21 protein-coding genes are annotated in these 23036 nt (G+C 60.3%); 7 read left to right on the top strand and 14 right to left on the bottom strand.

Annotation, left to right across the window (positions count from 1 at the left end; all coding sequences use genetic code 11):
- The first annotated feature begins 65 nt into the window (after nucleotides 1-65).
- Both CLV83_RS18990 and CLV83_RS18985 read left to right on the top strand, forming a co-directional pair.
- Nucleotides 66-311, top strand: a complete 246-nt coding sequence (locus CLV83_RS18990) for a hypothetical protein (RefSeq protein ID WP_132296328.1) — start codon at nucleotides 66-68, stop codon at nucleotides 309-311.
- A gap of 44 nt (nucleotides 312-355) precedes the next feature.
- Complete coding sequence (locus CLV83_RS18985) at nucleotides 356-1189, top strand: SDR family NAD(P)-dependent oxidoreductase (protein ID WP_132296325.1); 834 nt, start codon at nucleotides 356-358, stop codon at nucleotides 1187-1189.
- Between the two features lie 100 nt (nucleotides 1190-1289).
- Here the strand turns inward: CLV83_RS18985 and CLV83_RS18980 are convergent, their stop codons facing one another.
- The 5 genes from CLV83_RS18980 to CLV83_RS18960 all read right to left on the bottom strand — a co-directional run bounded on the left by CLV83_RS18980 (nucleotide 1290) and on the right by CLV83_RS18960 (nucleotide 6348).
- Nucleotides 1290-2258, bottom strand: a complete 969-nt coding sequence (locus CLV83_RS18980; RefSeq protein WP_132296322.1) for a GntR family transcriptional regulator — start codon at nucleotides 2256-2258, stop codon at nucleotides 1290-1292.
- 220 nt (nucleotides 2259-2478) lie between these two features.
- Complete coding sequence (locus CLV83_RS18975) at nucleotides 2479-3207, bottom strand: SDR family NAD(P)-dependent oxidoreductase (RefSeq protein WP_132296319.1); 729 nt, start codon at nucleotides 3205-3207, stop codon at nucleotides 2479-2481.
- Between the two features lie 51 nt (nucleotides 3208-3258).
- On the bottom strand, nucleotides 3259-4047 hold the full coding sequence (locus CLV83_RS18970) for an SDR family NAD(P)-dependent oxidoreductase (RefSeq protein ID WP_132296316.1): 789 nt from the start codon (nucleotides 4045-4047) through the stop codon (nucleotides 3259-3261).
- 21 nt (nucleotides 4048-4068) lie between these two features.
- The gene (locus CLV83_RS18965) at nucleotides 4069-5412 is read right to left on the bottom strand and encodes an MFS transporter (RefSeq protein WP_132296313.1); all 1344 of its coding nucleotides are present in this window, start codon (nucleotides 5410-5412) and stop codon (nucleotides 4069-4071) included.
- 51 nt (nucleotides 5413-5463) lie between these two features.
- A complete protein-coding gene (locus CLV83_RS18960; protein ID WP_132296310.1) occupies nucleotides 5464-6348 on the bottom strand; it encodes a polysaccharide deacetylase family protein in 885 nt (294 codons plus the stop codon).
- Nucleotides 6349-6852: 504 nt separating this feature from the next.
- Between CLV83_RS18960 and CLV83_RS18955 the strand changes: the two genes are divergently transcribed.
- The 5 genes from CLV83_RS18955 to CLV83_RS18935 are packed head-to-tail and all read left to right on the top strand — an operon-like array spanning nucleotide 6853 to nucleotide 12351.
- Complete coding sequence (locus CLV83_RS18955) at nucleotides 6853-8367, top strand: NCS1 family transporter (protein WP_132296307.1); 1515 nt, start codon at nucleotides 6853-6855, stop codon at nucleotides 8365-8367.
- A gap of 10 nt (nucleotides 8368-8377) precedes the next feature.
- Nucleotides 8378-9733: an amidase family protein gene (locus tag CLV83_RS18950; RefSeq protein ID WP_207894960.1), complete on the top strand. Its 1356-nt coding sequence runs from the start codon at nucleotides 8378-8380 to the stop codon at nucleotides 9731-9733.
- Nucleotides 9734-9745: 12 nt separating this feature from the next.
- Complete coding sequence (locus tag CLV83_RS18945; RefSeq protein WP_132296304.1) at nucleotides 9746-10060, top strand: hypothetical protein; 315 nt, start codon at nucleotides 9746-9748, stop codon at nucleotides 10058-10060.
- Nucleotides 10053-11108, top strand: a complete 1056-nt coding sequence (locus CLV83_RS18940; RefSeq protein ID WP_132296301.1) for a CobW family GTP-binding protein — start codon at nucleotides 10053-10055, stop codon at nucleotides 11106-11108. The genes CLV83_RS18945 and CLV83_RS18940 overlap by 8 nt, the downstream gene beginning before the upstream one ends.
- Nucleotides 11101-12351: an ABC transporter substrate-binding protein gene (locus tag CLV83_RS18935; RefSeq protein ID WP_207894959.1), complete on the top strand. Its 1251-nt coding sequence runs from the start codon at nucleotides 11101-11103 to the stop codon at nucleotides 12349-12351. Before CLV83_RS18940 ends, CLV83_RS18935 begins: the two co-directional genes overlap by 8 nt.
- Nucleotides 12352-12675: 324 nt before the next feature.
- Here CLV83_RS18935 and CLV83_RS18930 read toward each other — a convergent pair whose 3' ends face one another.
- The 9 genes from CLV83_RS18930 to CLV83_RS18890 form a co-directional block, all read right to left on the bottom strand.
- On the bottom strand, nucleotides 12676-14031 hold the full coding sequence (locus tag CLV83_RS18930) for an amidase (protein WP_132296298.1): 1356 nt from the start codon (nucleotides 14029-14031) through the stop codon (nucleotides 12676-12678).
- Between the two features lie 24 nt (nucleotides 14032-14055).
- Entirely contained in the window at nucleotides 14056-14742 is a 687-nt protein-coding gene (locus CLV83_RS18925) for a DUF2848 domain-containing protein (protein WP_104005341.1), read from the bottom strand.
- An 18-nt stretch (nucleotides 14743-14760) separates the two neighbouring features.
- On the bottom strand, nucleotides 14761-16041 hold the full coding sequence (locus tag CLV83_RS18920) for a TRAP transporter large permease (protein WP_132296295.1): 1281 nt from the start codon (nucleotides 16039-16041) through the stop codon (nucleotides 14761-14763).
- 16 nt (nucleotides 16042-16057) lie between these two features.
- Nucleotides 16058-16669 (bottom strand): TRAP transporter small permease subunit, encoded by a 612-nt coding sequence (locus CLV83_RS18915; RefSeq protein ID WP_132296292.1) that lies wholly within the window; start codon nucleotides 16667-16669, stop codon nucleotides 16058-16060.
- A gap of 12 nt (nucleotides 16670-16681) precedes the next feature.
- Complete coding sequence (locus CLV83_RS18910; RefSeq protein ID WP_132296289.1) at nucleotides 16682-17728, bottom strand: TRAP transporter substrate-binding protein; 1047 nt, start codon at nucleotides 17726-17728, stop codon at nucleotides 16682-16684.
- A 211-nt stretch (nucleotides 17729-17939) separates the two neighbouring features.
- Nucleotides 17940-18839, bottom strand: coding sequence for a LysR family transcriptional regulator (locus CLV83_RS18905; RefSeq protein WP_132296286.1), 900 nt, complete (start codon nucleotides 18837-18839; stop codon nucleotides 17940-17942).
- Nucleotides 18840-18912: 73 nt separating this feature from the next.
- The gene (locus CLV83_RS18900) at nucleotides 18913-19779 is read right to left on the bottom strand and encodes a CobW family GTP-binding protein (protein ID WP_132296283.1); all 867 of its coding nucleotides are present in this window, start codon (nucleotides 19777-19779) and stop codon (nucleotides 18913-18915) included.
- Nucleotides 19769-21403: an amidohydrolase gene (locus CLV83_RS18895; protein WP_132296280.1), complete on the bottom strand. Its 1635-nt coding sequence runs from the start codon at nucleotides 21401-21403 to the stop codon at nucleotides 19769-19771. The genes CLV83_RS18900 and CLV83_RS18895 overlap by 11 nt, the downstream gene beginning before the upstream one ends.
- Nucleotides 21400-22806 (bottom strand): sodium/glutamate symporter, encoded by a 1407-nt coding sequence (locus CLV83_RS18890; RefSeq protein WP_104005334.1) that lies wholly within the window; start codon nucleotides 22804-22806, stop codon nucleotides 21400-21402. The genes CLV83_RS18895 and CLV83_RS18890 overlap by 4 nt, the downstream gene beginning before the upstream one ends.
- Nucleotides 22807-23036: the final 230 nt, after the last annotated feature.

Genomic DNA, 23036 nt, shown 5'->3' with positions numbered 1-23036 from the left:
GCGTATAAAAGGCCTGCTAAGCCGCAGAGTCGGCCCTACCCCAAATGCTCGTTAAGGAAATGGCATTGAAAAAGTTCACCCTTCATCTGGATGCGGCGATCGTGATCGCCCTGGTCGTTGCCCTTTCGCTGGGAATGAATGCTTTTCAGTACTTCCAGGTAAAGAGCCTGACAGAGGAAAACGCCCGTCTGCAGTTTCAGGGGATAGCAGATAAGCTGAATCTGGACTCTCAACAAAGCTTTATTGATCGACAGAACGCCAAGATCGAACAGCTGGAAGCCGCCGTTTCGAGTGCTCAAGCGGCGGACTGATGCCTGCTTAAGCGCTTCACAGAGAATCACCACAGGGAAAGAACATGAAATCGATCCTCGTCACTGGCTGCTCCAGCGGTATTGGGCGACATTGCGCGCTACGTCTTAAGGAGCTTGGCTACCGTGTGTTTGCCACTGCCCGGCAGGAACAGGATGTACAGGTTCTCAGTGAGTTGGACCTTGAGAGCCTGCAGCTGGATCTGGACAGCAGCGATTCGATCAACCGTGCAGTGGATCAGGTACTGGAGCGGACCGGAGGCACCCTGGATGCCCTGTTCAACAACGCTGCTTACGGTCAGCCCGGTGCCGTCGAAGACCTTACCCGCGATGTGATGCGCGCCCAGCTGGAAACCAATCTGCTGGGGACGCTTGAGTTGACCAACCGGGTACTGCCGGTGATGCGGCGTCAGAGGCATGGCCGCATCGTGATGAACTCGTCGGTGCTGGGGATGGTGGCGTTGAAGTATCGTGGCGCCTACAACTGCTCCAAATTCGCGCTTGAAGGCCTGACGGACACCCTGAGGCTGGAGCTTGAGGGCAGCGGCATCGCCGTCAGCCTGATTGAGCCGGGCCCGATCGAGAGCGCTTTCCGCAAAAACGCCTTTGCCAAGTTCAACGAAAATATCGATGTCGAGGCCAGCGCTCACCGGCAGACCTATGAAGCGGTTGTCGCTCGGCTGGCTAACCAGGAGCCTGGCAAAGAACCCGCGTTCACCCTGACTTCAGAAGCGGTGCTCAAGCCCCTTCTGCACGCCATTGAAAGCCGTCGCCCCAAGGCGCGTTACTACGTCACCTTCCCGACCCATTTCATGGGATTGATGCGACGTATCCTGCCCTACTGGCTGCTGGATCGGTTGTTGATCCGTTCATCTGACTGATGCGATCTGTTATGGGCAGTGATTGGGTGCGGCTGGATAGAGAGATTAGACTCGATTAACGCTGAAGCCTGAACGGTCTTCAGCGTTTTGGGGGCGTGTATCAGGTGACCCGGACCAGATAGGGCGGTAATTGCGGCTCCGGGAACACCGAAAGCACTTTCAGGCGCTTTCGGGTGCGCTCTGCGGCATGTTTCAGGTGGGCCTTGAGGCTCGCGGCGGCGGCTTCGTAAGCGCCCTGGGCGATGTGATCGACCACCAGTTTGTTTTCCATGAAAACCGGGTCCCCGGGCGGAATGCCCAGGGTGCTGAAAAAGATGCGGTTCACCATCAGCGGCAGCTGGCTTTGGGCGATCATCTTCAGCGCTTTCTTGTTATGAGCGAAGCTCAGCCATTCTGAATGCAGCTCCGATTCTATTTTGGCGACCGCAGATGCGGTTTGTTCTTCCGGGTGTAGAATCAGGTGCGCCAGGCGGCGTTGCATGGCGAACACCTTGTCCGGATCCAGCTGCGGCGCTGAATCGATCAACAACGCCGGCTCCAGTAGCGCTCTAATCTCGAAGTCATCGGCCACGGCCCTTGCGGTCAGAGGCCCGGCCAGCCAGGGCGACTGCTTGGTTTTCTCCACCAGTTGCCGGCTTTTCAGGCGTCCCAGCACCTCGCGCGCGACGGTGCGGCTGACGCCGTAGTACTCACTCAGGGCGATCTCGTTGATTTTGAAGTGGCCGAAGGCGATGGACATGGCCACGGCTTCCTCCACATCATCAAAAATGCGATCGGCGGCGGGCCTGCTTTCCACCGGCTGCGCAGCGACCTTGGTGATACCCAGGTTTTCAAACGTCAGCTTGGCTCTGACCGGCTCAACATCGCTGGCAAAGGTTTTCGGTATAAACCCGCGGCCGTCAAAGCGCTGAATCAGCCCCTCTTCAAACAGTTTTTCCAGGGCGGTATGAACAGGGCCACGGCTGGTGTCGAACAGCTTCGCGATAGGTCCTTCGAGCAATACCAGGCCGGGTTGAATACGGCGGTCCAGAATCGCTTCTCTGAGGGCCTTGCGGATGACCTCGTACATCGGTTCGCGCGTCTGTTGATCATCTGGTTTTAGTTGTAGAGCAGACAGAACGGGTTCTCTCTTCTAGTCCATTAAATAGGCAATCTAGGATGCCGGCTTGGAGGGGGTGCCGAACTATTATGTGCGCTGCTGATATTAGGTGTACAGCGTCTTTGGAAGGATACCGGGCCTTCGACCCGGTATCGGAGGGGCGGCTTTACATGAAGAGTCAGACGAAGAGTTACATGACGTCGCCGCTGTTGGGGCCGAGCGCCTGCCCGAGGTAAAGATCGCCGTCCGGGGATGCGGCGAGCAGCAGGGCTGAAGGCGCCACCTCTTCGGGTTTGCCGAAGCGACCCAGCGGCAGTTCTGCCTCTTTTTCACCGATCCATTCGCTGCTGACATCGCCCAGCAGCGGGGTGCTGATCGGGCCGGGAGCGATGGCGTTGGTCAGCACGTTGTAGGGTGCCAGTTCCCGTGCCATGGACTTGGTCATCCCCAGGATGCCAGCCTTGGCCGCGCTGTAGTGGGACATGCCGATGGCGCCCTTGTGGGCCAGCTGGGAAGCGATATTGATGATGCGGCCCGAGCGCTGCTCAACCATCAGCGGCGCCACGTAGTGACACGCCAGGAAGACGCCACGCAGGTTAACGGCGATCATCTGATCGAAGATATCCGGAGACATCTCGGTGATCGGGCATTCGTTCAGGATGCCGGCGCTGTTGACCAGAATATCGATACGACCGTGGCGCTCGACCACTGCGTTTACCAGCGCCTGCACCGACTCGGCGGAGCTGACGTCGACGCGATAAGCCGAATCCTCAGCTGTGCAAATGCTGGCGCAGGCATCCTGGTTAAGATCGGCCAGGGCCAGAGTTGCCCCTTCAGACTGGTACAGTTTCGCGATCGCCTGGCCGATGCCGCTGGCGGCGCCGATGATCAGCGCGACTTTGTTGTCTAGTTTGTTCATGCAAGTCTCCAAAAGCAGGGAGCCGAAGCTCCCTCTTTATCTACCTCTGTATCAACCCGGCCAGCGTACGGTCAGGCCGCCATCGACAATCAGTTCCTGCCCGGTGATATAGCTGGAATCGTCGCCGCTGAGGAAGCGCACAACCTTGGCCACCTCGTCGGCGCGTCCAACGCGGCCCAGCGGGATATAGGCGCCAGCGGCTTTGAGGCCATCGCTACCCAGGGAGTTGACCGGATCCAGCGACTGGGGAGTCTCGATCAGCCCCGGAATGATAGTGTTGACGCGAACCCTGCGCTCCGCCAGTTCAACGGCCAGCGAACGTACCAGGCCAAGCACGCCGCTCTTTGACGCGGCGTAGTGAGCGTGGTGGTCCCAACCGTAGACGCCGCCCGCAATCGATGAGATAGCGATCATTGAGCCGCCCTCTTCGATCTGCCTGGAGCCGGAGCGGAACAGGCGCATGACACCGGACAGGTCCACCGACAGCATGTCGTCCCACTCGTTATCGCTCATCTCGCCAATGGATGCCTGGCGCAGGATGCCGGCCGCGGCAACAACGATATCCAGCCTGCCGAACTCCTGCACCGCGGTGCTGGCTAGCTCGTCGCACTGTTGCTGGCTGCGTACATCCAGGGCTACCGGAATGCACTGGCCGCCGGCGGCAATAACTTTATCCACAGTCTGCTGGATGTCGTGCGGGTCGCCGGGAAAATAACCGGCTACGACCTTAACGCCCGCCTGTGCATAACTGAGTGCCAGGGCCTGGCCGATGCCGCTGGCGGCACCGGAAATAATGGCGACCTTGCCGGCAAGGCCATCGTCTCGTTTTAAACTATCCACAATCTGATTCCTTAATGCTCATTAGTTGGCGGAGTGGTCAACCCGGCGGGTACCGAACATCAGCAGGCCGCTGATCACTAGCGGCAAGGAGCCGGCGATGATGGCGGTTGTACCCATGGGCAGACCCAGGGTCAGCAGCACGGAAACCAGGGCTGAACCGATGATCGCGCCGATCGGTGCCATAACGTGGGCTACGTTGGCGCCCATGCCGCGTACCTGCGGCGGGAAGGATTCGCCCATGTAGAACAGCATCGCGGCAAAGGGGCCGAGCAGGAAGAACAGGGTCAGCGCGTACATGGCGTAGACGAAGCTGTCTGAGCTTGGGCCAACCAGCATTGCCAGGCTGGCGATACCGCCGAGTACGAAGCCGATCAGTACGGTGGCACGACGACCGATACGGTCACCCAGCCAGCCATGGAACAGGTAGCCGACAAAGCCGACCGCGTTGGCCAGGATCAGTACCTGCAGGGAATTCTCGAAGCTCACCGACTTGGCTTCCACCAGTACGGTGGTGCCGAGTACTGCAAATACCTGGATCGCCATCCAGCTCAGCAGCCACACCAGTGACAGTGAGATGGTGTGCTTGCGCAGTTCCGGGGTGAAGACGCCCTTAAGGCCCAGGTCGTGGCCGTGGTCGACTTCAATGTCGTGCTGGGCGGCCAGTTGCTGCGCGCCCTGCATATCGCCGGCCTTGCGGCGGCGCTCTACCTCTTTCATGGCGGCGAACACCGGTGATTCCGGCAGTTTCAGCGCCATCACGATAACGATGATCGATGCAGCCGCCGCGATGAAGAAGCTGCCACGCCAGCCCACGGTCGGCAGCAGCCAGGAGACCATGAACGCCGCCAGCAGTGCGCCCACCGGCCAGCCACTCTGTACCAGGCTGAACATCAGGCCGCGGTTTTTGGCCTTTTTGTAGATTTCGTTCAGGTAAACGGAGTTCACCACCTCTTCGGAGACGGCGAAGCCGGAGAAGGAGCGGATGATCACCATGGAGGCAACACCGGCAGCCAGGCCTGACAGACCGGAGCTGATCGCGCCGCCGATCACCAGAAGGATCAGCGCTTTTTTACGTCCCAGTCGATCCAGGATGGTACCGACGATGAGCGAGATGGCGAACACGCCGATGGTGGCCCAGGTGTTGACCGCCGTGGCCTGGGCTGTGGTCCAGCCGAAGTCTTCAGCGATAACCGGCAGCAGGGTGCCAAACAGGGTGTAGTCGTAAACCGAGGCTACCCAGGCGATAAAACAGGTCAAGGAAGCGTAGAGGATCTGCCCCTGGGTGATTTCCACATCCCAGGGAGCGACCCCGTCGGCCGGGACGCGGGTGCCCGCGTCCACAGCCGGAGAAGTCTTGCTGTTCATGAGTTGAATCTCACTTTTTGAGTTATTTGAATTGGAGCCTCGGCGCCGGGCTTATTTGCTGCGCGGGTTGCGCTTGGCAAAGTCGTCAGCGATCTCATCAAAGGTGCAGAAACGCACGCCTTCATGGCTCTGGATGTGCTTGATCAGACGTTCCAGCATCATCAGGTTCTGCGGGCGGCCGCAGACATCCGGGTGGATGGTCATGGTGAATACGGCATAGTCATTTTCGCGGTAAACCCAGTCGAACTGGTCCTGCCACATTTCACCCAGGTGACGCGGGCTGACGAAGCCGTGGCTGTTGGGGGACTTCTTGATGAACATCATCGGCGGCAGGTCATCGAGGTACCAGTTGGCCGGGATCTCGATCAGGTCGGTCTCTTCGCCACGCTGCAGCGGCTTCATCCACTCCTTGGCGGATTTGGAGTAGTCGATCTTGGTCCAGGAGTCGCCGACACGAACGTAGTACGGGTGGAAATCGTTGTGCATCAGGCTGTGATCGTACTTGATGCCACGCTCCAGCAGCAGCTCGTTGGTGATCGGGCTGAACTCCCACCAGGGCGCTACATAACCGGTGGGACGCTTGCCCGCCAGCTTGGTGACCAGCTCGATGCTGTGATCGAGCACATCGCGTTCCTGCTCACGGGTCATGGCGATCGGGTTTTCATGGCTGTAGCCATGAACGCCGATCTCGTGGCCTGCGTCTGCGACGGCCTGCATCTGCTCGGGGAAGGTCTCGATGCTGTGTCCCGGAATAAACCAGGTGGTTTTCAGGTTGTGGTCTTCGAACAGCTTGAGCAGTCGCGGTGCGCCCACTTCGCCGGCGAACAGGCCGCGGGAGATATCGTCAGGTGAGTCTTCACCACCGTAAGAACCCAGCCAGCCGGCTACGGCGTCCACATCAATCCCGAAGGCGCAGAGTATTTCTTTCTTGGCCATTACAACAATCTCCTAGACCGCCCGGTCGCGGCATTTCTCTTTTAAATATGGGTAGAGAGACAGTGACTAACCCTTGTCTCCATGATCGGTCTCACATGATCGGTCTCGCATGATCGGTCTCGCATGATCGGTCTCGCATGATCGAAAATGAACTCTGGATACAAAATTCATTTAAGTCAATGTGGGATTGGAAGGGTATCGGCGTTTCCCTTCTTTATATGGCAAGATTTCCTGGCGTTGATAAATCGACTGCCGGATTCTGGATTATTGATTTTTCATGGTGTGATTGCGGTTTTTGTTAGTTTTTTAGACCAGTTATTCTGTTTTTATTAGTGAAAAATGACTTTATTTGATGTGGGTTGGATATTTTTTGGTGAAAAGTTGATCAGTGCGACAGAAACATGTCTAAGAACGGTTTTTTTCAACTCTTGGTTGATCTGGCTACTTTTTGTGTTCTATAAATGAATTCTGTATTCAAAATTCATCTATAGCGGAGGCCAGGGTTTGAACGGTCATCAAAGTCATCAAGAGGCAGATGGAACAAGCCCACAGACAGACAGCCATTTGCTGGAGGAGTCGATTCTCCCGGTATGGCGTTCTCAAAGAACAATCGGATTCTGGGGTTTTATCTGGCTTTGGATCGGCATGGCCGTCATCATCGCCACCTTCCAGCTGGGCGCCGGCGGCGTTGCTGGGCTGTCACTGGCCGAAGTGGTGGTGGTGATCTTCCTGGCCAACCTGGTGTTGGGCGTGGTGATGACGCTGACCGCCGATATCGGCACCGAGCACGGGCTCTCGTTCTCGGTCTATCTGCGGGCGCCCTTCGGTATCAAGGGTACGCATCTACCGGCGGTATCGCGCGGCGTGGTTGCCGCCATCTGGTTCGGTATCCAGACCTACCTGGGGGCGCTGGCGCTCAACGGTATCGTCGAGTACCTCACCGGCTTTGACAGCTGGGTGACCTGGTACCTGATCTTTGCGGTGGTGCAGATCGTCAATACGGCGCTGGGTATCCGCGCGGTTGAGATGCTCGCCTCTATCGCGGCTCCATGCATTCTGGCGATCTCAATCTGGATGTATTACACCCTCGATGTGCTGGCGAAGACCCAGGGCATCAATATCTGGACCTTCGCCGGTGGCGAAGATGTGTCCGTGATCGGCCTGTTCTTTGCCAACATGGCGTTCTGGTCTGCGCTGGCTGTGGATATCCCCAACCTGACCCGCTTCCTGAAAGTGCCGGCAAACCCGAAAGGCTTCCGTCAGCGTAACCGCAATGTGTTTGTCGCGCAGTTCATCGCGCTGCCTGCCACCCAGGCGTGGATCGCGCTGATCGGCGGCGTCTCCTTTATCGCCGCGGGCGACTGGAACCCGGTCAGTGTGATCCAGGCCCAGGGCGCAGGCTTTACCCTGGTGGTTCTGCTGCTGATGGTGATCCTGGCGCAGTGGTCTACCAACAATGCCGCCAACCTGATTCCCGCCGCGCTGACCTTTGTGAATGCCGGCGCGCCGCGCGTCTCCTACGCCGTTGCACTGGTGCTGGCCGGTATTATCGGCACCCTGGCGATGCCCTGGCTGATCCTGAATAACCTGTTTACCTTCCTCAGCTACTACGGTGCGCTGCTGTCCGCCGTTGGCGGCATCATGGTGGCGGACTACTACCTGCTGCGCCGTCGCCGACTCAACGTGCCTGACCTGTTCAACCCCAATGGTCAGTTCCGCTTCGCATCGGGCTTTAACCCGGCAGGCCTGGTCGCCTGGGTTATCGGCGGTGGTCTGGCGATCCTGTTCCTTGAATACGCATACGCGGTGGGCTTCCTGTCGGCGCTGCTGATCTACTGGCTGCTGATGAAAACCTGGATCATGCCGCGCTATCCGCAGCAGGAGGTCAACTCGGGCTTCGATGACCAGTATCTTGCGACCAGCGTTGGCCGGAACTGGGTATTCGATAAGGCACGGGGTTTCAGCAGGCTCAGCGATGCCGATACCGCTGCATTGAAACAGAAACGCGAAGATCTCTGAGGCGGATAGCATGAGTAACCCTACTTTGACCGCCCTGGAGATGGGTGAGCAGATAGCGGCCGGCCGATTGGACCCGGTGGCCCTGACCCGCGAAGCCCTGGCCAAGGCCCTGGAGGCTGAAGGCGTATTTATCTCGCTCTGCCCCGAGCGAGCCCTGGCGGAAGCTCAGGCTGCCGCCGATCGCGCGCGGCTGAAGCTGCGCAGGGGGCCGCTGGATGGCGTCCCCCTGGCCTGGAAGGATCTGTTTGATCTTGCCGGCACGGTGACCACGGCGGGCAGCCGGGTATTGTCGAAGCAGCCGGCGGAAACCGATGCTCGTGCAGCGTATAACGCCGCAGCAGCCGGTCTGGTCAGTGTCGGCAAGACCAACCTTACGGAACTGGCCTACTCCGGCCTTGGCCTCAATCCTCACTACGGCACGCCGGTGTCGATTGCCAGTGGAGATACGCCGCGTGTGCCGGGTGGTTCCAGTTCCGGCTCGGCGCTGGCCGTGGCCCAGGGTGTGGTGCCGGCGGCCATAGGTACCGACACTGCCGGCTCTCTGCGCGTACCGGCGGCGTTTAATGGCCTGGTTTCCTACCGCCCCTCCCAGAACCGCCATACCCGGGCCGGTGTCACGCCCCTGGCGGATACTCTGGATACCATCGGCGTGATCGCGCATACACTGGCGGACTGTGTGGCGGTGGATGATGCCATGCGTGGCGAGACCTACCGGCCGAGGAAGCCGCTGGCACCGAATGCGGTGCGGTTTGTGGTGGATATGGCGCTGCCGGAGCGGATCGATATAGAACCGGCGGTCTGGCGTAATCTGATGCAGGCCGTCGATAAACTGCGCGCCGCGGGCTATAGCGTTGAGGAGCGCGCCGTCGAGCCGGTACACGAGACGCTGGACTGCATAGAAGCGCTGGGTTGGCTGGGCGCTGTTGAGGCCTACGCGGAATACGGCCACCTGGTGAACAGCGATCTCGGCGAGCTGATGGATCAGCGTGTCAGGCAGCGACTTGGGGGAGCCGCCGATGTCAACGGCGAGCGTTTGCTGGTGCTGTACCGGGAACGTGATCGCCTGATCGAGGCCCTTAAAGAGGATCTCGATGGCGCCGTGCTGCTGACACCGACGGTGGCCCATGTGGCACCGGAGCTGGAACCGCTGGAAAAAGACCCGGAGCTCTTTGCCGCAACCAACCTGAAAACACTGAAGCTGTCGATGGTGGCCAGTCTGCTGGACTGCCCGGCTGTAGCGCTACCCAGCGGGATCGATGCGGATAATCAGTTCACTGGTCTACAGCTTAGCGCTCCTCGCGGAGAGGATGAGCGGCTGCTGCGTAGCGCCACCGCAGTCGAGGCGCTGATCGTTGATGCTCGCTAAAGGAGATTGCTGATGTGCGGACTGTGCGGAGCCCTGGGTGGCGAAAGCCACTGGAGCGCGACCCATACGCTTGACCCCGAACAGGCCGCCGATGAGCGTCGGCGCGAGCGGGCTTACCGGATCGCGCTGATCAACAGTGTGCTGGAATCGGCCCGGGTGACGGTGAAGGACTTTCAGAACACCAGCTATCTGGTCTCTACGGCTACAGGCAAGCAGGCGCTGGCCACCGACCTGGGCGAGATCTGGCGCGCGGTCGCAGATCTGACCGGACGCGCGGTCGATCCGCTGTCGGCGCTGTTTGTCGGCGAGGAGCAGGCTCATGGCTGATCTGGATAACAGGATTCCGGTCCATGTGATTACCGGCTTTCTCGGCGCCGGCAAAACGACTTTGCTGAAGCGGGTGCTGCGTGACGAGGCCTTCGGCGATACCGCGGTGCTGATCAACGAATTTGGCGAGGTGGGGCTGGATAACCTGCTGCTGGGTGATCTTGAGCAGGAAGCCGTGCTGCTGAAAAGCGGCTGTGTCTGCTGCACCATCCGTGGAGAGCTGTCCGAGGCTTTGAAAAAGCTGTTGTCGCAGCGTGAATCCGGGGAGATTCCTCCTTTCCGCCGCATTATCCTTGAGACCACAGGGCTGGCTGATCCCGGCCCGATCAATTCGACCCTGGCCGCCGATACTGTGCTGCGCAATCAGTTGAAGCCGGCGGCAGGTATCTGTCTGGTCGATGCGCAGAACGGGTTGGCCAGCTACGAGTCTTATCCGGTCTGGACCGACCAGGTGGCGGCGGCAGACAGAGTCGTGCTTTCGAAAGTGGCCCAGGCGGAGTCTGCACAGCTGGATAAGGTTAGGGAGATTGTTCAGCGTATCAACCCTGCGGCTGAACTGATCAGTGGCGAAATCGAACCTTCGCAGCTGGAGAACCTGTTTGTCGGCGTCTCGGGCGGAAAGCAGTGGCGACCGGTGCAGATTCAGAGCTGGCTGGGATCCCCCGCCTTTTCCGCCTTTACTAATAAGCAACAGCCGTCGGGCCAGCACCTGGATGGTATCGCTTCTTTCCGCCTGCAGCTGGATGGAGAGCTGGACTGGACCTGCCTGGGTATCTGGCTGTCGCTGCTGCTTGACTGCCACGGCGCCAATCTACTGCGCGTTAAAGGGGTGTTGCACCCCAAGGACAGTGAAGTCCCGCTGGTGTTACACGGCGTACAGCACACAGTGTATCCGCCGGAGCTGCTGACCCAGTGGCCCAAGGATGAGCGTGACTCATACCTTATATTTATCACTCGCAATCTTTCAGAGGTTACAATACGGCGTTCGCTGCAAACATTTATGGAAAGCATCAGTCGTTTCCCCGCGCCAAGGATCCTCAATGGCTAAATCTGCGACAACCTCTTCATCGCAATCGCCGGAAGCATCGAAAACACCTGAAGCACCGGCGATTCTGAAAGGAGCCCCGGTGCTTCGTGTGCTGGGTACCTCTGTGACCCTGCTCGACTGCATTCGCGATCAGGCACGCAAGGATCTGGGCATCGATATCCGCTTCGAGGTGTTAGACGGTGTGGAAGCGCAGACCCGGGGCGTGTTGTCGCCGGAGTCGTTCGATATCTACGACCAGTGGTTCCACAACGTGGACTTTATCTGGCCCGCCTCGGCGGTGCAGCCGATCGATATCAAGCGAATCACCCACTGGGAAGAGATCAACTCGCTGCCGAAAACCGGCCGCATCACCCTGCATGCGCCGCTGGGCGATGGCTGCAAGCCGGTGGACAGGCTCTACGTGCAGCCGGACGGTAACTTTGGCCCGCGCCCTACCGGCAAAATCACCATGCTGCCTGTCAGTCACAACGCCGACAGCTTCGGCTACCGCCGGGATCTGTTGCCCGCGGACCTGATTGCCGAAGAGGAAAGCTGGGGCTGGCTGGTGGATGAGCGCTGCTGTGGCCTGGTCGGTCTGCAGAGCGACTGCGCGATCGGAGCGCTGGATGCCGCGCTGGCCGTGGAAGCGAAGGGTCTGGCGAAGTTCAAGGATATCGGCAACCTGTCGATCGAAGAGATCGATCAGCTGATCGAATGCCTGATCAAGCTGAAACGTAAAAATCATTTCCGCTCCTTCTGGAGCGACCATTCTGCCGCGGTCGAACAGATGAAGCAGGGCGCCGTCGGCATCGAAAGCCTCTGGTCCCCGGCCCTGATCGAGCTCAAGGCGCAGCAGCTCGACCTGCGCATGGCGGCGCCCCGCGAAGGCTACCGCGCCTGGTATGGCGGCATGTCGATCTCCCGCTGTGCCACCGGCAGGGTACTGGATGCGGCTTACGACTATATGAACTGGTGGCTGTCCGGCTGGCCGGGTTCAATGATCGCCCGCCAGGGTTACTATATCTCCAACCCCCAGCGCTCCCGGCCGTTGATGTCCAAGGCGGAATGGGATTACTGGTACGACGGTAAGGCGGCCAGTGAGGACCTGCCCGGCGTGGCGGGAGGCAAACCGGTTATCCGCCAGGGTGAAGTGCGCGAAGGCGGCAGCTATATCCAGCGCATGAGCCAGGTGGCGGTGTGGAACTCGGTAATGGACGAGCACAACTACCTGGTGCGCCGCTGGCACGACTTCATGTCTGCCTGATCGAACCCCTGACCACCGCCCCTTCCCTATACATATCAGGCCGGGAATGCCGCTTATCAAGCCGGCGTATTCCATTGGCTGAAATGCACCGCACAGACCTTTGACGGATAAACCGGATCGGCTGGATAACCCGCACCCTGGGTTATTCAGCTGTTTTACGGGATGGCTGGGTTTGTGATTGGCGGGCAAAAAAACGGGGTCTGACTGGTGCAAGCCGACCCCGAAAAAAGCCTGCACCTCACCAGAGAGGGATAGAAGTACAGGTTTGGCGTACTGCCCACGTAACGGGCAGTACAACCGGCAACTAGTGCTATTTAGTCAGACTTAGCCGATCGATGTCTCGATCAGAGCCTCGATACGGCGTGCCAGGGCCAGAAGAGCCAGATCCTCGCCCTGGGGGCGGCCCAGCATCAGGCCGATTGGCAGTTTTGCCTGTTGCGGCTGCCAGGGCAGAGAGATCGCGCTGGCATCCAGGTAGTTGAAGACATTGGTGTTGTGCAGCGCCATGCGGTTGGCCGCATGGAAGGCGGCGGCATCCTTTTCCAGCGTGGCGATGGCCGGCGGCAGAATTGGTACCGTCGGCAGAATCACCGCATCAAAGCCGCTGCTCTCGGCGGCGAACTGCTGCTGCAGCTTGCCCCTGGGCAGCAGACGCTGGGCGTACACCCAGGCAGGCAGTTCCAGACCACCCTGCAGACGATCGCGGACGAACGGATCGTACTCCTCGCCCTGGGCTTCCAGACGCTCCTTGTGGATCGCAATCGCCTCCGGCACCACCAGACCGCCGGCCTGGTTGATGGCGTAGACCTGGTCCACCGAATCGAACGCCAGCGTTTCGATCTGATGCCCCTGCTGGCGCAGCAACTCCACAGCCTGCTCGAAAGCGGCCGCCACCGGTGCTTCCAGGTTGTCGATCAGCGCTCCCGCCGGAATCGCCAGACGCAGCTTGCGATCACCGCTGTCGGCGTCGCTGACTTCGGTTTGTGACAGTACCGACCAGAGTCGCGCGCAGCAGTCCACGCTGGCGCCCATGGGGCCGACGCAGTCCAGACTCGGCGACAGAGGGAAAGCCGCATCACCCGGCACGCTGGCCTGGCTCGGTTTGAAACCGACGATGCCGCAGAACGCCGCCGGGATACGCAAAGAACCGCCGGTATCGCTGCCCAGAGTCCCCAGCGCCAGACCATCGGCGATGGAGGCCGCGCCGCCGGAGGTGGAACCACCGGTGATCAGACTGGCATCGAAGGGGTTTTCCGGCGAACCGTAATGCGGATTCAGCCCCAGGCCCGAGAAGGCAAACTCGGTCATGTTGGTGCGACCGGTAAACCAGGCGCCGGCCTCGCGCAGACGCGCCACGGAGGGCGCGTCCTCGGAGGCTGCAGGTGCTGAATTCAGCACCTTGGAACCGGCCCGGGTCTGCTCGCCCTTAACGTCAAACAGATCCTTGATGCTGATCGGAATGCCGCCCAGGGCGCCCTGGGCGCCATGCTCCGGTGCAGCGCTCTGGCTGATATAGATCTTTGCCAGACGCTCGCTGTTCATGCCCTGCTTGCGCTGTTCCAGCGCTGTGGCCAGCTCCGCCGGGGAAAAGTCCCCGGCCTTGAAGGCGTTCAGCGCATCGGCGATGCGACGCTGTTTCAGCGCACCGCTCAAGAACGCTGAGGCTTTTTCCACGCTCATATCGACTCCTTGGCTGATCCTGGATTACACGGCAACCGGCAGTGTTTCCAGGCTGTAGTCCAGACGAATGCTGCGGTTCAGTACCGGGTCGGTCAGGCTGCCGGAGAACGACGGGCTCATGCGGATACCGCCGATGGCCGGTACCGTACCGCACAGCATGGCGGTGTTCGGCAGGATGCCCTGGTTGTCGCGCAGCTCTTTCGGCAGGCGCTCCAGCAGCGTGGGGATATCCAGCAGTTCGGCCAGGGTGCCGTTCTGATATTCAACCCGAGCGCCCTGCTCTTCGATCTCGCTGCCAAGGCGCAGCTGATCCCAGTGCGGCGCGACCTCTTCCAGCGGCCAGGCTTCCTTGGCCAACGGTTTGACGCAGATCTGCTTGGAGAACGCCACGCTGTAGCTTTCCAGCTCACGGTCGGTGTGGTCGGAAGCAAGGGATACGAACAGACGACGGTTGGCGTCGGCGATCAGCAGCACCTCGGCTTCACCGGAGCTGCCCTCGCCCAGCACCTGGACCTTGTCGGCCTGGGTCAGCTGCTGCGGATCGACGCGGTAGAACAGCGGCGTGGTGGACGGCGGCTGTACGCCGAGCTCGGCAAGCTCGTCGATATGGTGCTGCACGCCTTCCTGGTCGCGCCCGGCCCAGCCGGCGATCGCCAGGTTGTCGATGCTGAATTCGGTCGCCTGACCGTTGACTGACAGATTGAGAATCATGGTGTTAGAACTCCAATATCAAAGCGTTTCAGGTAACCAGAGAGCGATAGCCGGGAAGGCGATCAGCAGCAGTGCAAGAATCAGCATGGCGGCGATATAGGGCAGCGTGCCCAGCACCACATCGCTGAACGGCTCACCCCGTCGTGCGGATTGCACGATATAGAGGTTGAGGCCCACAGGCGGTGTGATCAGCGCCATTTCGACGAAGATGATCATGATGACGCCGAACCAGACGGCGTCGAAGCCGGCACCAAAGATGATCGGCGCCACGATCGGGATGGTGATCACCATCAGCGACAGCGTCTCGATGAAGAAACCGAGCACGATGTACATCAGGATCACCGCGAACAGCAGCTCGTAGTTGGAGAACTCATGGGCGTTGAGGAACGCGGTGAGTACCCGCGGCAGGCCGGCGGCGCTGATGACGAAGTTCAGGAAGGAGGCCGCCATGATGATGAAGATGATCATCGAGGTGGTCTTGATGGTGCCATCCAGCGCTTCGCGCAGGGTTGTCCAGTTCAGCTTGCGATTGATCGCGGCCAGGATCATCGAGGCGACCACGCCGATGGCGGCGGATTCGGTCGGCGTCGCCCAGCCCAGGTAGATTGAGCCGACTATGGCCGTGAACAGGGCCAGCAGCGGTACCAGATGGATCAGGTCGCCGAAACGCTCACCCCAGCTGGAGCTGCGGCGCGGACCGCCCAGTTTCGGGAACGCCAGGCACAGGCCCATGGAGATCAGCATGAAGATCAGGGCCAGCAGCAGACCGGGGATCAGGCCCGCCATGAACAGCGACGGGATAGAGGTTTCGGTCAGAAAGCCGTAGATGATCAGGTTGATCGACGGTGGAATCAGAATACCCAGGGTGCCGCCGGCAGCGATGGTGCCGAGGAACAGCTTGGGGTCATAGCCCAGCGCACGCTGCTGCGGCAGCGCCACGGTGGAGATGGTGGCCGCCGTAGCGACGGAGGAGCCTGAAGTGGCGGAAAACAGTGTCGAGGTGACCACGTTGGCATGCAGCAGGCCGCCCGGCAGCCAGGATAGCCAGTGATCCATGGCGCGGTAGGCGCGGCCGGCGATGCCGCTACGGACAATAATTTCGCCCATCAGCACGAACAGCGGGATCGCGATCAGCAGGAAGGAGTCCGCAGCCGACCAGAGGTTCTGTCCCAGTGCCTTGAGCAGCGGGAAGGGTGAAAAGAAGGTGCCGACGCCAAACGCGAGCAACAACAGGGTTACGGCAACCGGGATGCTGAGCAGCAGCAGCCCGAGGACGCCTACGGAAAGGAATCCAAGCATGGAGGTGCTCCAGTAATTAGCTTCGGGATTGACCGCTTGCGGCCGGATCCCGGGTGGTTTCGTCGTCGGCAGGCAGGTCCGGTTCGATACCGGCCAGGGCATCGATGCGGCCCGCGTCTTTTTGCAGCACGGCGAGAATCACCCGCAGCGACAGCACAACGCTGACGAACGAGAACCAGACATAACCGGCAAACCAGACTAGCTGCGGAATCCACAGCGGCGTTGCCAGGGATGTATTGGCCAGCGAGTTGTTGCTCAGCGATTTATCCAGCACCGGCCAGGCGTACCAGCTGATGACCAGGCTGACAAACGTCAGCGAGAACAGCGCGATAACATCCAGCGTGGCGCGTCCGGCGGCGGGCAGCCGGTTGTGGGCGATATCGATACGGATATTCGCCTTCTCATACAGGGTGTAGGCGAGGCCCCAGGAGGAGAGGATCGCCAGCATGTAGCCGGAATACTCCTCAACCCCGTGCAGGGCCAGGCCTGCGAACTTGCGCATCAGGATCGCCGCAACGATAAAGGCGATGGTCGCCAGCAATAGCATGCCGAGCGACCAGGCCACGTAGCGGGATGCGCGTCGAGTGAGAGCGATCAGTTGATCGTTCAGGGCAACAAGAGCGTGCATCACGAACTCCGGTTATTTAGCGGTCAGGCCGACCAGGCTGCCGACCTGCTCGTTCCACGCCTGCTCGGTGGCGTCATCGACACGGGCAACCCAGGCCGGGATAACCGTTTCCTCGAGCAGCTTGCGGGTCAGTTCGATGTCAGCGTCGGTGGCTTCCACCAGCGTCATGTTGGCCGCTTCACCCTTGGTGCACTCGGCAGTACCGGTCAGGCAGGCGATACCCTGCTGGGTGTCGACTTCGGCGTTGGCCCAGACCTTGTCGGCGAACTCGGTGTCGATAGCGCTCTGCAGGCTCTGCTGCTCGGCTTCGTCGAGGCTGTTCCACTTGTCGTTGTTGATCGCGGTGATAACGTAGTCCCAGCCACCGACCGGAACCGGCAGCAGGTGGGTGGCCATTTCGTACCAGCCAGCGCTGTAACCGGACAGGGAGCCGGTAACGGCACAGTCGATGACGCCACGCTCAAGACCTGCAGGGACTTCGTTGAAGGCGATGCCGACGCTTTCGCCACCCAGGGCGTTGATGAACTCGGAGGTGGTGCGGCCGCTGGCGCGTACTTTCTTGCCTGCCAGGTCAGCCAGGTTCTCGATCGGCTGGTTACAGAAAACCACCTGGGACGGGTAAGGCACGATGGCCAGCACATGGCTGTTGAAGCGCTTGTTCATGGCGCTTTCTGCAATCGGTGTGAAGGCGGTGGCAACCTTGCGGGCAGTTTCAACATCCGGCGCGATCAGCGGGAAATCCAGTGCTTCCAGCTCCGGCGCATCCTGCACGGTGTAGTCCGCTACAGTCATACCGACGTCGAACATGCCGTCTGACAGGTAGCGGTAAACGTCTCCGCCAGGGATACCCATCTGGTCGAAGGTGGTCATCTGGACGTTGAAGTTGGCGTCTGCGGCGGGCAGAGCATCGTTCCAGAACGGCTGCTCAAATTTCTTGTACAGCTCCAGGCTGCTCCAGCTACCGACGACACTCAGGTCAGCGGCCTGCGCCTGTGCGCCCAGCACCAGGCCAGATGAAATCGCGGAGACGGCAGCAATCGTTTTTACGCTCTTGATCATGCGACGTACCTCATTTTTGGACTTTATAAATTTATGCGAGCAATGGTTTTTTGCTCGAGGGGCACTTCGCTGGCTCAGACATGCAGCACTGACCAGCTGGATATGCAGTAGACCTGCACTTATATGTTGGTTAGTGACATTTATTTAAGAAGGAGAGAGAGTATAAGTCCAATCGATCTTTTTGATTTTTAACGATAGGTAAAATCTTTCATTAGCGGTAGAAATCCACCGCCTTTTCCTTATCAAAGGAGACCGCGTGGGCTGAAATTGCCTCTGCAATGTAAGAGTCGTGGCCGGGAGACCAGAGGGAATAGAAGTTCAGGTTGGGCGGGGAGATCGGCATATCCACCAGGCTCAGCTCGCCTCGGGCCAGCTCCGGCGCACAGATGACCGGCGGAATAACGCCGATACCGAAACCCGCCATGGCAAGGCGTACGATGGTCCACAGGGAGCCGGAGTTGTGCACCTTGATATGACTGAGGCCGGCGCCGTAGAGCAGTCCCTGGAGTTCGAGAAACGGCCGTGAATCGCGCGGATAGGTGAGCAGCGGGTAGCGCTCCAGCAGCTCTTCCTTGGAGCCGACGCTCTGCAGCAGTGACGGACGTGTGATAAAGCTGACCGGGTAGCTGCAGAGCCGCTGGTGCAGGCTGTCTTCCAGCTCCACGGGGCCGGTGACGAAGGCCAGGTCCAGCTCATGGCTCTGCAGTCGCTGCAGCAGGCGGGTGGTGGTATCCACCTCCAGCTCCAGCGTCATCGCCGGGTAGCGCCCCGACAGATCGGTGAGAAAGGCCGGCAGCCAGCTGTGCACGATGGTTTCAACCACGCCCAGGTGAAAGGTGCCGCTGAAGCTCGACTCTGGCTGGAACGGCAACAGCGCCTTCTGCCGCGCCTGCAGCATCTCTTCGGCATGGCGGAAAAACTCACGGCCGCGCAGGGTAGGTTTGATCGGGCGTTGGTTACGCTCAAGGATCTGCTCTCCCAGCGCGTCTTCAAGCCGGGCGATCCGGTCCGAGATTGAGGGTTGGGTCAGGTGCAGGTGGCGCGCAGCCTGGCGGAACGAACCCAGGCGCACGATCCAGACGAAAGCCTCCAGCTCTTTGAAATCAAACACCCTTGGCTCTCCTGCTGCACTCGATGCGGTAATTGTGAAGCCTATTACCGCTGACGGAAAGAGCTAAGCCACCTCAGGTCAGCTGTCGCACTCGCTGCTCCAGTTCAGCAAAACGCTCACTTTTCAGGCCGATACAGACCAGCTGCCCGCCTTTGCCCTTGCGCAGGCTGGGCGTACAGCGCAGCTGGCTGCCGGAAAACTGCAACACCTGCGCCCTGTCGCTTTCCTCGATGGCAAGGATTCCCTTGGCGCGCAGTAAGACGTCCGAGTACTCGCTGAACAGGCTTCCCAGCCTCTGCTGGCTGAGCGGTGCTGTGCAGTTGAGGGTAAAACTGTGCATCGGCCCGCCGCTGATGGCGCGCTTGCTTACCGGTGTAGGCTCAGAGGTGGTTTCCACCTGTTGCGAAGCCTCAGGGTTAAGCTCGCTTAGCTGGGCAAGCAGCGGTGCCGCCAGGTTTTCATCGGCGGGCAGACGGTTGATCAGCAGGCGATGGGCGCTGCGGATCTGGGCGTGCCAGATCTCCCCGGTGTAGCGGTCTTCTCGGTGGCGCTCAATCTGCCCTGCATCCACCAGACAGTCGATATGGGCGTCGGCCAGACGCGGCGACACCCGGGCGATATCGGCGATACGGGCGGGCTCGGCCACACCGCTGGCTTCGATATAGATCGCGCTGGGTGGTTTCTCCCAGCTCAGTACCTCCGCCAGCTGATCCGCCAGGGTTCCCCCCAGAGAACAACAGGCGCAGCCGTTGGCAAGAGTAAGTACTTGCTCCTCCTCGGCTTCAATCAGGTCAGCATCGATATTGATGCGGCCGAAATCATTCACCAGGATGATGCTGTTGGCCGGCAGACCCTGACGGATCAGCCGGTTGAGCCAGGTGGTCTTGCCGGCGCCGAGAAAACCGCTGATCAGCGTCAGCGGTATCGCCTCAGCGGGCATCGTAGACCACGCCTCCGAGCACGGTGCCGAGCACCTGGATATCCCGCAGCGCGTGGGGATCCACTTCCAATGGGTTTTCCGCCAGCGCGACCATGTCCGCCTGCTTGCCGATCTCCAGGCTGCCGATCATATGATCAAGCTTCAGCGTGTAGGCCGCATCCAGGGTGATCATGCGCAGCGCTGTCTCGACGCTGACCTTCTCCCGGTCGCCGAGCTGTGCGCCGGAGGAGGTTTCACGGTTGACCGCACACCAGGCGGCGAACAGCGGCCCCAGCGGGGTGACCGGCGCATCGCAGTGCACGGTGGTGGTGATGTTCAGTGCCCGTGCCGAGGCGAGGGGCTCCAGGCGCAGGGCGCGTTCCGGGCCGATGGTGCGGTCGCGGTGGATATCGCCCCAGTAGTAGAGATGGTTGGCGAACATGTTCAGGCAGACACCGAGCTTGGCGGCGCGCTTGAGCTGGGCATGATCGATGATCTGGCAGTGCTGCAGGGTATGACGGTGATCGGCACGGGGCCAGAGCGACAGCGCCTCTTCCAGTGCATCCAGCGCCAGTTCCACCGCTTCATCGCCGTTGGTATGGATATGCAGCTGCATGCCGGCCTGATGGTAGCTGTGGATCATCTCCACCATCGCTTCCGGCGGTGCGTTCCACATGCCGTTGGGATGACCGTCATGGTAATAGGGCCACTTCAGGCGCGCGGTGTAGCCCTGGATGGAACCATCGGTGACCATCTTCACCGGGCCAAACGCCAGCTTGTTATGGCTTTTGTCCTGCACCGAGTGCATCCGCTCGATACCCGCTTCCGGGGTGTACGCCATGGAGGCGAGCGCCGGTACCAGGCGCACCGGGAACTCATCGCTGCCGGTGGCGGCCTGGAGATGATCCATGGAGGCTTCATTGAGCGGGTTGATCAGGTCGGTGGTGGTGGTGATACCGACGTTGGCGGCGGCGTTGGCAAAACGGCGCAGCGCCCTGGCATCGTTGCCCTTGAGCAGGTCGAAACTCAGCTCCAGAGCTGAGATCACCGCGTGCATGGCGGCCAGTTCCTGCAGCTCGCCGGTGGGCTTGCCGTTCTCATCGAGGACGATCCCCTCGACACCGGCATGACGATCCAGGTCCGCTGCTTCCACAGTGGCGCTGTTGACGCTGATCACGTGGAGGTTGGAGTGAATTACTACCACCGGGCGGTCACTGACGGCGGCATCGATCACTTCACGGGTCAGGCGGGCGCCATCGAAGTAGATCGGGTCGAGGCCCCAGGCGATCAGCGGCTGATCCGCCGGCAGCTGGGCGGCCTGCTCGCGCAGTCGTTCCTGCATGGCGGCAAAGGAGGTCACGCCGCTCCAGATCTGTCCTTCCGGGTCCTTGCGCTCGAAGTAGCCGAGGTAGACATACTCCCACATGGCGCCTTCCAGCGCATGGGCGTGGCCTTCGACAAAGCCGGGCAGCAGCGTGGCATCGGCGTAGCGCTCATCCAGGGTGTAGGGCGCGAAGGAAGCCAGGCTTTCCAGTGAGCCCACACCGAGGATGCGGCCGTCGCGGACGGCGACATGGGTCGCCTCCGGCTGTGACGGGTTCATGGTGATAACGCTGCGTGCAGAGAAAATCCTGGTGTTACTCATGCCTGTTTGGTTTCCATGCCCTGGGTTGAAGTGGAACGGGAGCGTCCGCGCAGCAGTAGCGGTACACAGCAGAGTGCTACCAGCGCGGTGCCGCCATAGACAGCGATGTAGCCGCCCATGCCCATGGAGGGAACGATCGGGGCGAAAACAAACAGGATATGCAGGTTCACCAGGATGATCGCCAGGTTGAAGAACGCCAGTTCCTTGGGTACCGAGGTGCTGAAGTTGGCATCCATCATGCGCAGAAGCAGCAGGCCGGTGCCGGTGGAACCGCAGCAGCAGCCGAAGGCGGTGATGCCGCGCTCATAGCCCAGCGGCCCGCTCATCTTGCCGAGCAGCAGGCAGAAGAACGCGGTGACCAGGGTAACCACCAGGGAGATCAGCAGGATCGGTACCAGCAGAGCCGACAGCACCGCAAACTTGATGCACATAACGGTACCGACCACCATCAGGTCCACGGAGGAGCCGGTGATCCGCTTCAGGGTTTCGTCATCGACGTAGTGGTCCAGGCCCAGACGGTCGATCACCATGCGCATGACCACCGCGACGAACAGACCGTGGATGAAGAACAGATTGAAGCTGAACAGCACAGATACGTTGATACCCAGCGGCTGCCAGCCTTCTACCACTGGCTGCATGGCGCTGAGCCAGATATAGGTGATCAGGTAAGCCACGCCCAGCAGCGCCAGGTGATAGGCCAGGTTATCCACATTAGCCGGATGAGAGACCAGGCGACCGGACGAGGGCGCTTCTTCACGGGTGTAGAAGCCGGAGATGAAGTGGGAGTCGATCTTGGAGGCCTGGTTGGCGTTAAGTCCCTTTTTGATGACGTAACGGGCAAAGGGAATACCGACGCAGAAGGCGACGATAAAGCCGAGCGATGCGTAGATCAGGCCGACCTGTGCCGCGTTGGCGATCGCGTATTTGTCTTCCCAGATACCGCCGTAGGTCAGTGCCTGACCCGGACCCTGGGTGAAACCGTGGGTGATGATCGCACCCAGCCACTCGCTGAGCGACTGGCCGGATACCGCCGCGTAGCCCTTGGCTACCAGCAGGCCGATAACGCCCTGCAGGCCCAGGCTCAGCGTCCACATCAGCGTCAGCCAGAGGCCGCCTCGCACGATGCTGCCACCGCTAAGGCTCTTGTCCTTGCTGGAGCCGGTCAGGCACAGGGACATGAAGCTCAGGGTAAACAGGTGGAAGGTCAGGGCGGTGAAATCCTGGGGCGAGAAGCCCGGAATCAGGTCCAGCGACAGCAGGACAAAGCCGATCACGCCGCCGATGATGCTCGACGGGATCAGCGAGCGTCGCAGCAGCGAAATGCGAGTGCGAAGGACGCTGCCGATAAGCAGCATGGTGGCGAGCAGCGCAAATGCGATCACGCCGTGAAAGGTATCACCCATAATGACCTCTACGTCGAAATTGGAGCCTTGCCGGTCGTCTGTACTGACCGAAAGAAGTTGTGCTCGGGGAGGCTGAAACAGCCTTTCAGCCTGGCTATATCCACCTTAGAAGGGGCATGCTACTCTGCTATAGATCCAGATTTGACACCTTATGGGGCCAGTTGCCCGGTTTGGCGTAGAAGTTGCTCCAACTTAATGCAGTAGCCCTCCTCAGTGATTTTTAGTGCCCC

Origin of the sequence: Marinobacterium mangrovicola (assembly GCF_004339595.1) — a bacterium.
In the GTDB taxonomy this organism is placed as follows: domain Bacteria; phylum Pseudomonadota; class Gammaproteobacteria; order Pseudomonadales; family Balneatricaceae; genus Marinobacterium_D; species Marinobacterium_D mangrovicola.
Note: the sequence above shows the minus strand (reverse complement) of the source record. Positions and strands in the feature narration are given on the sequence as shown.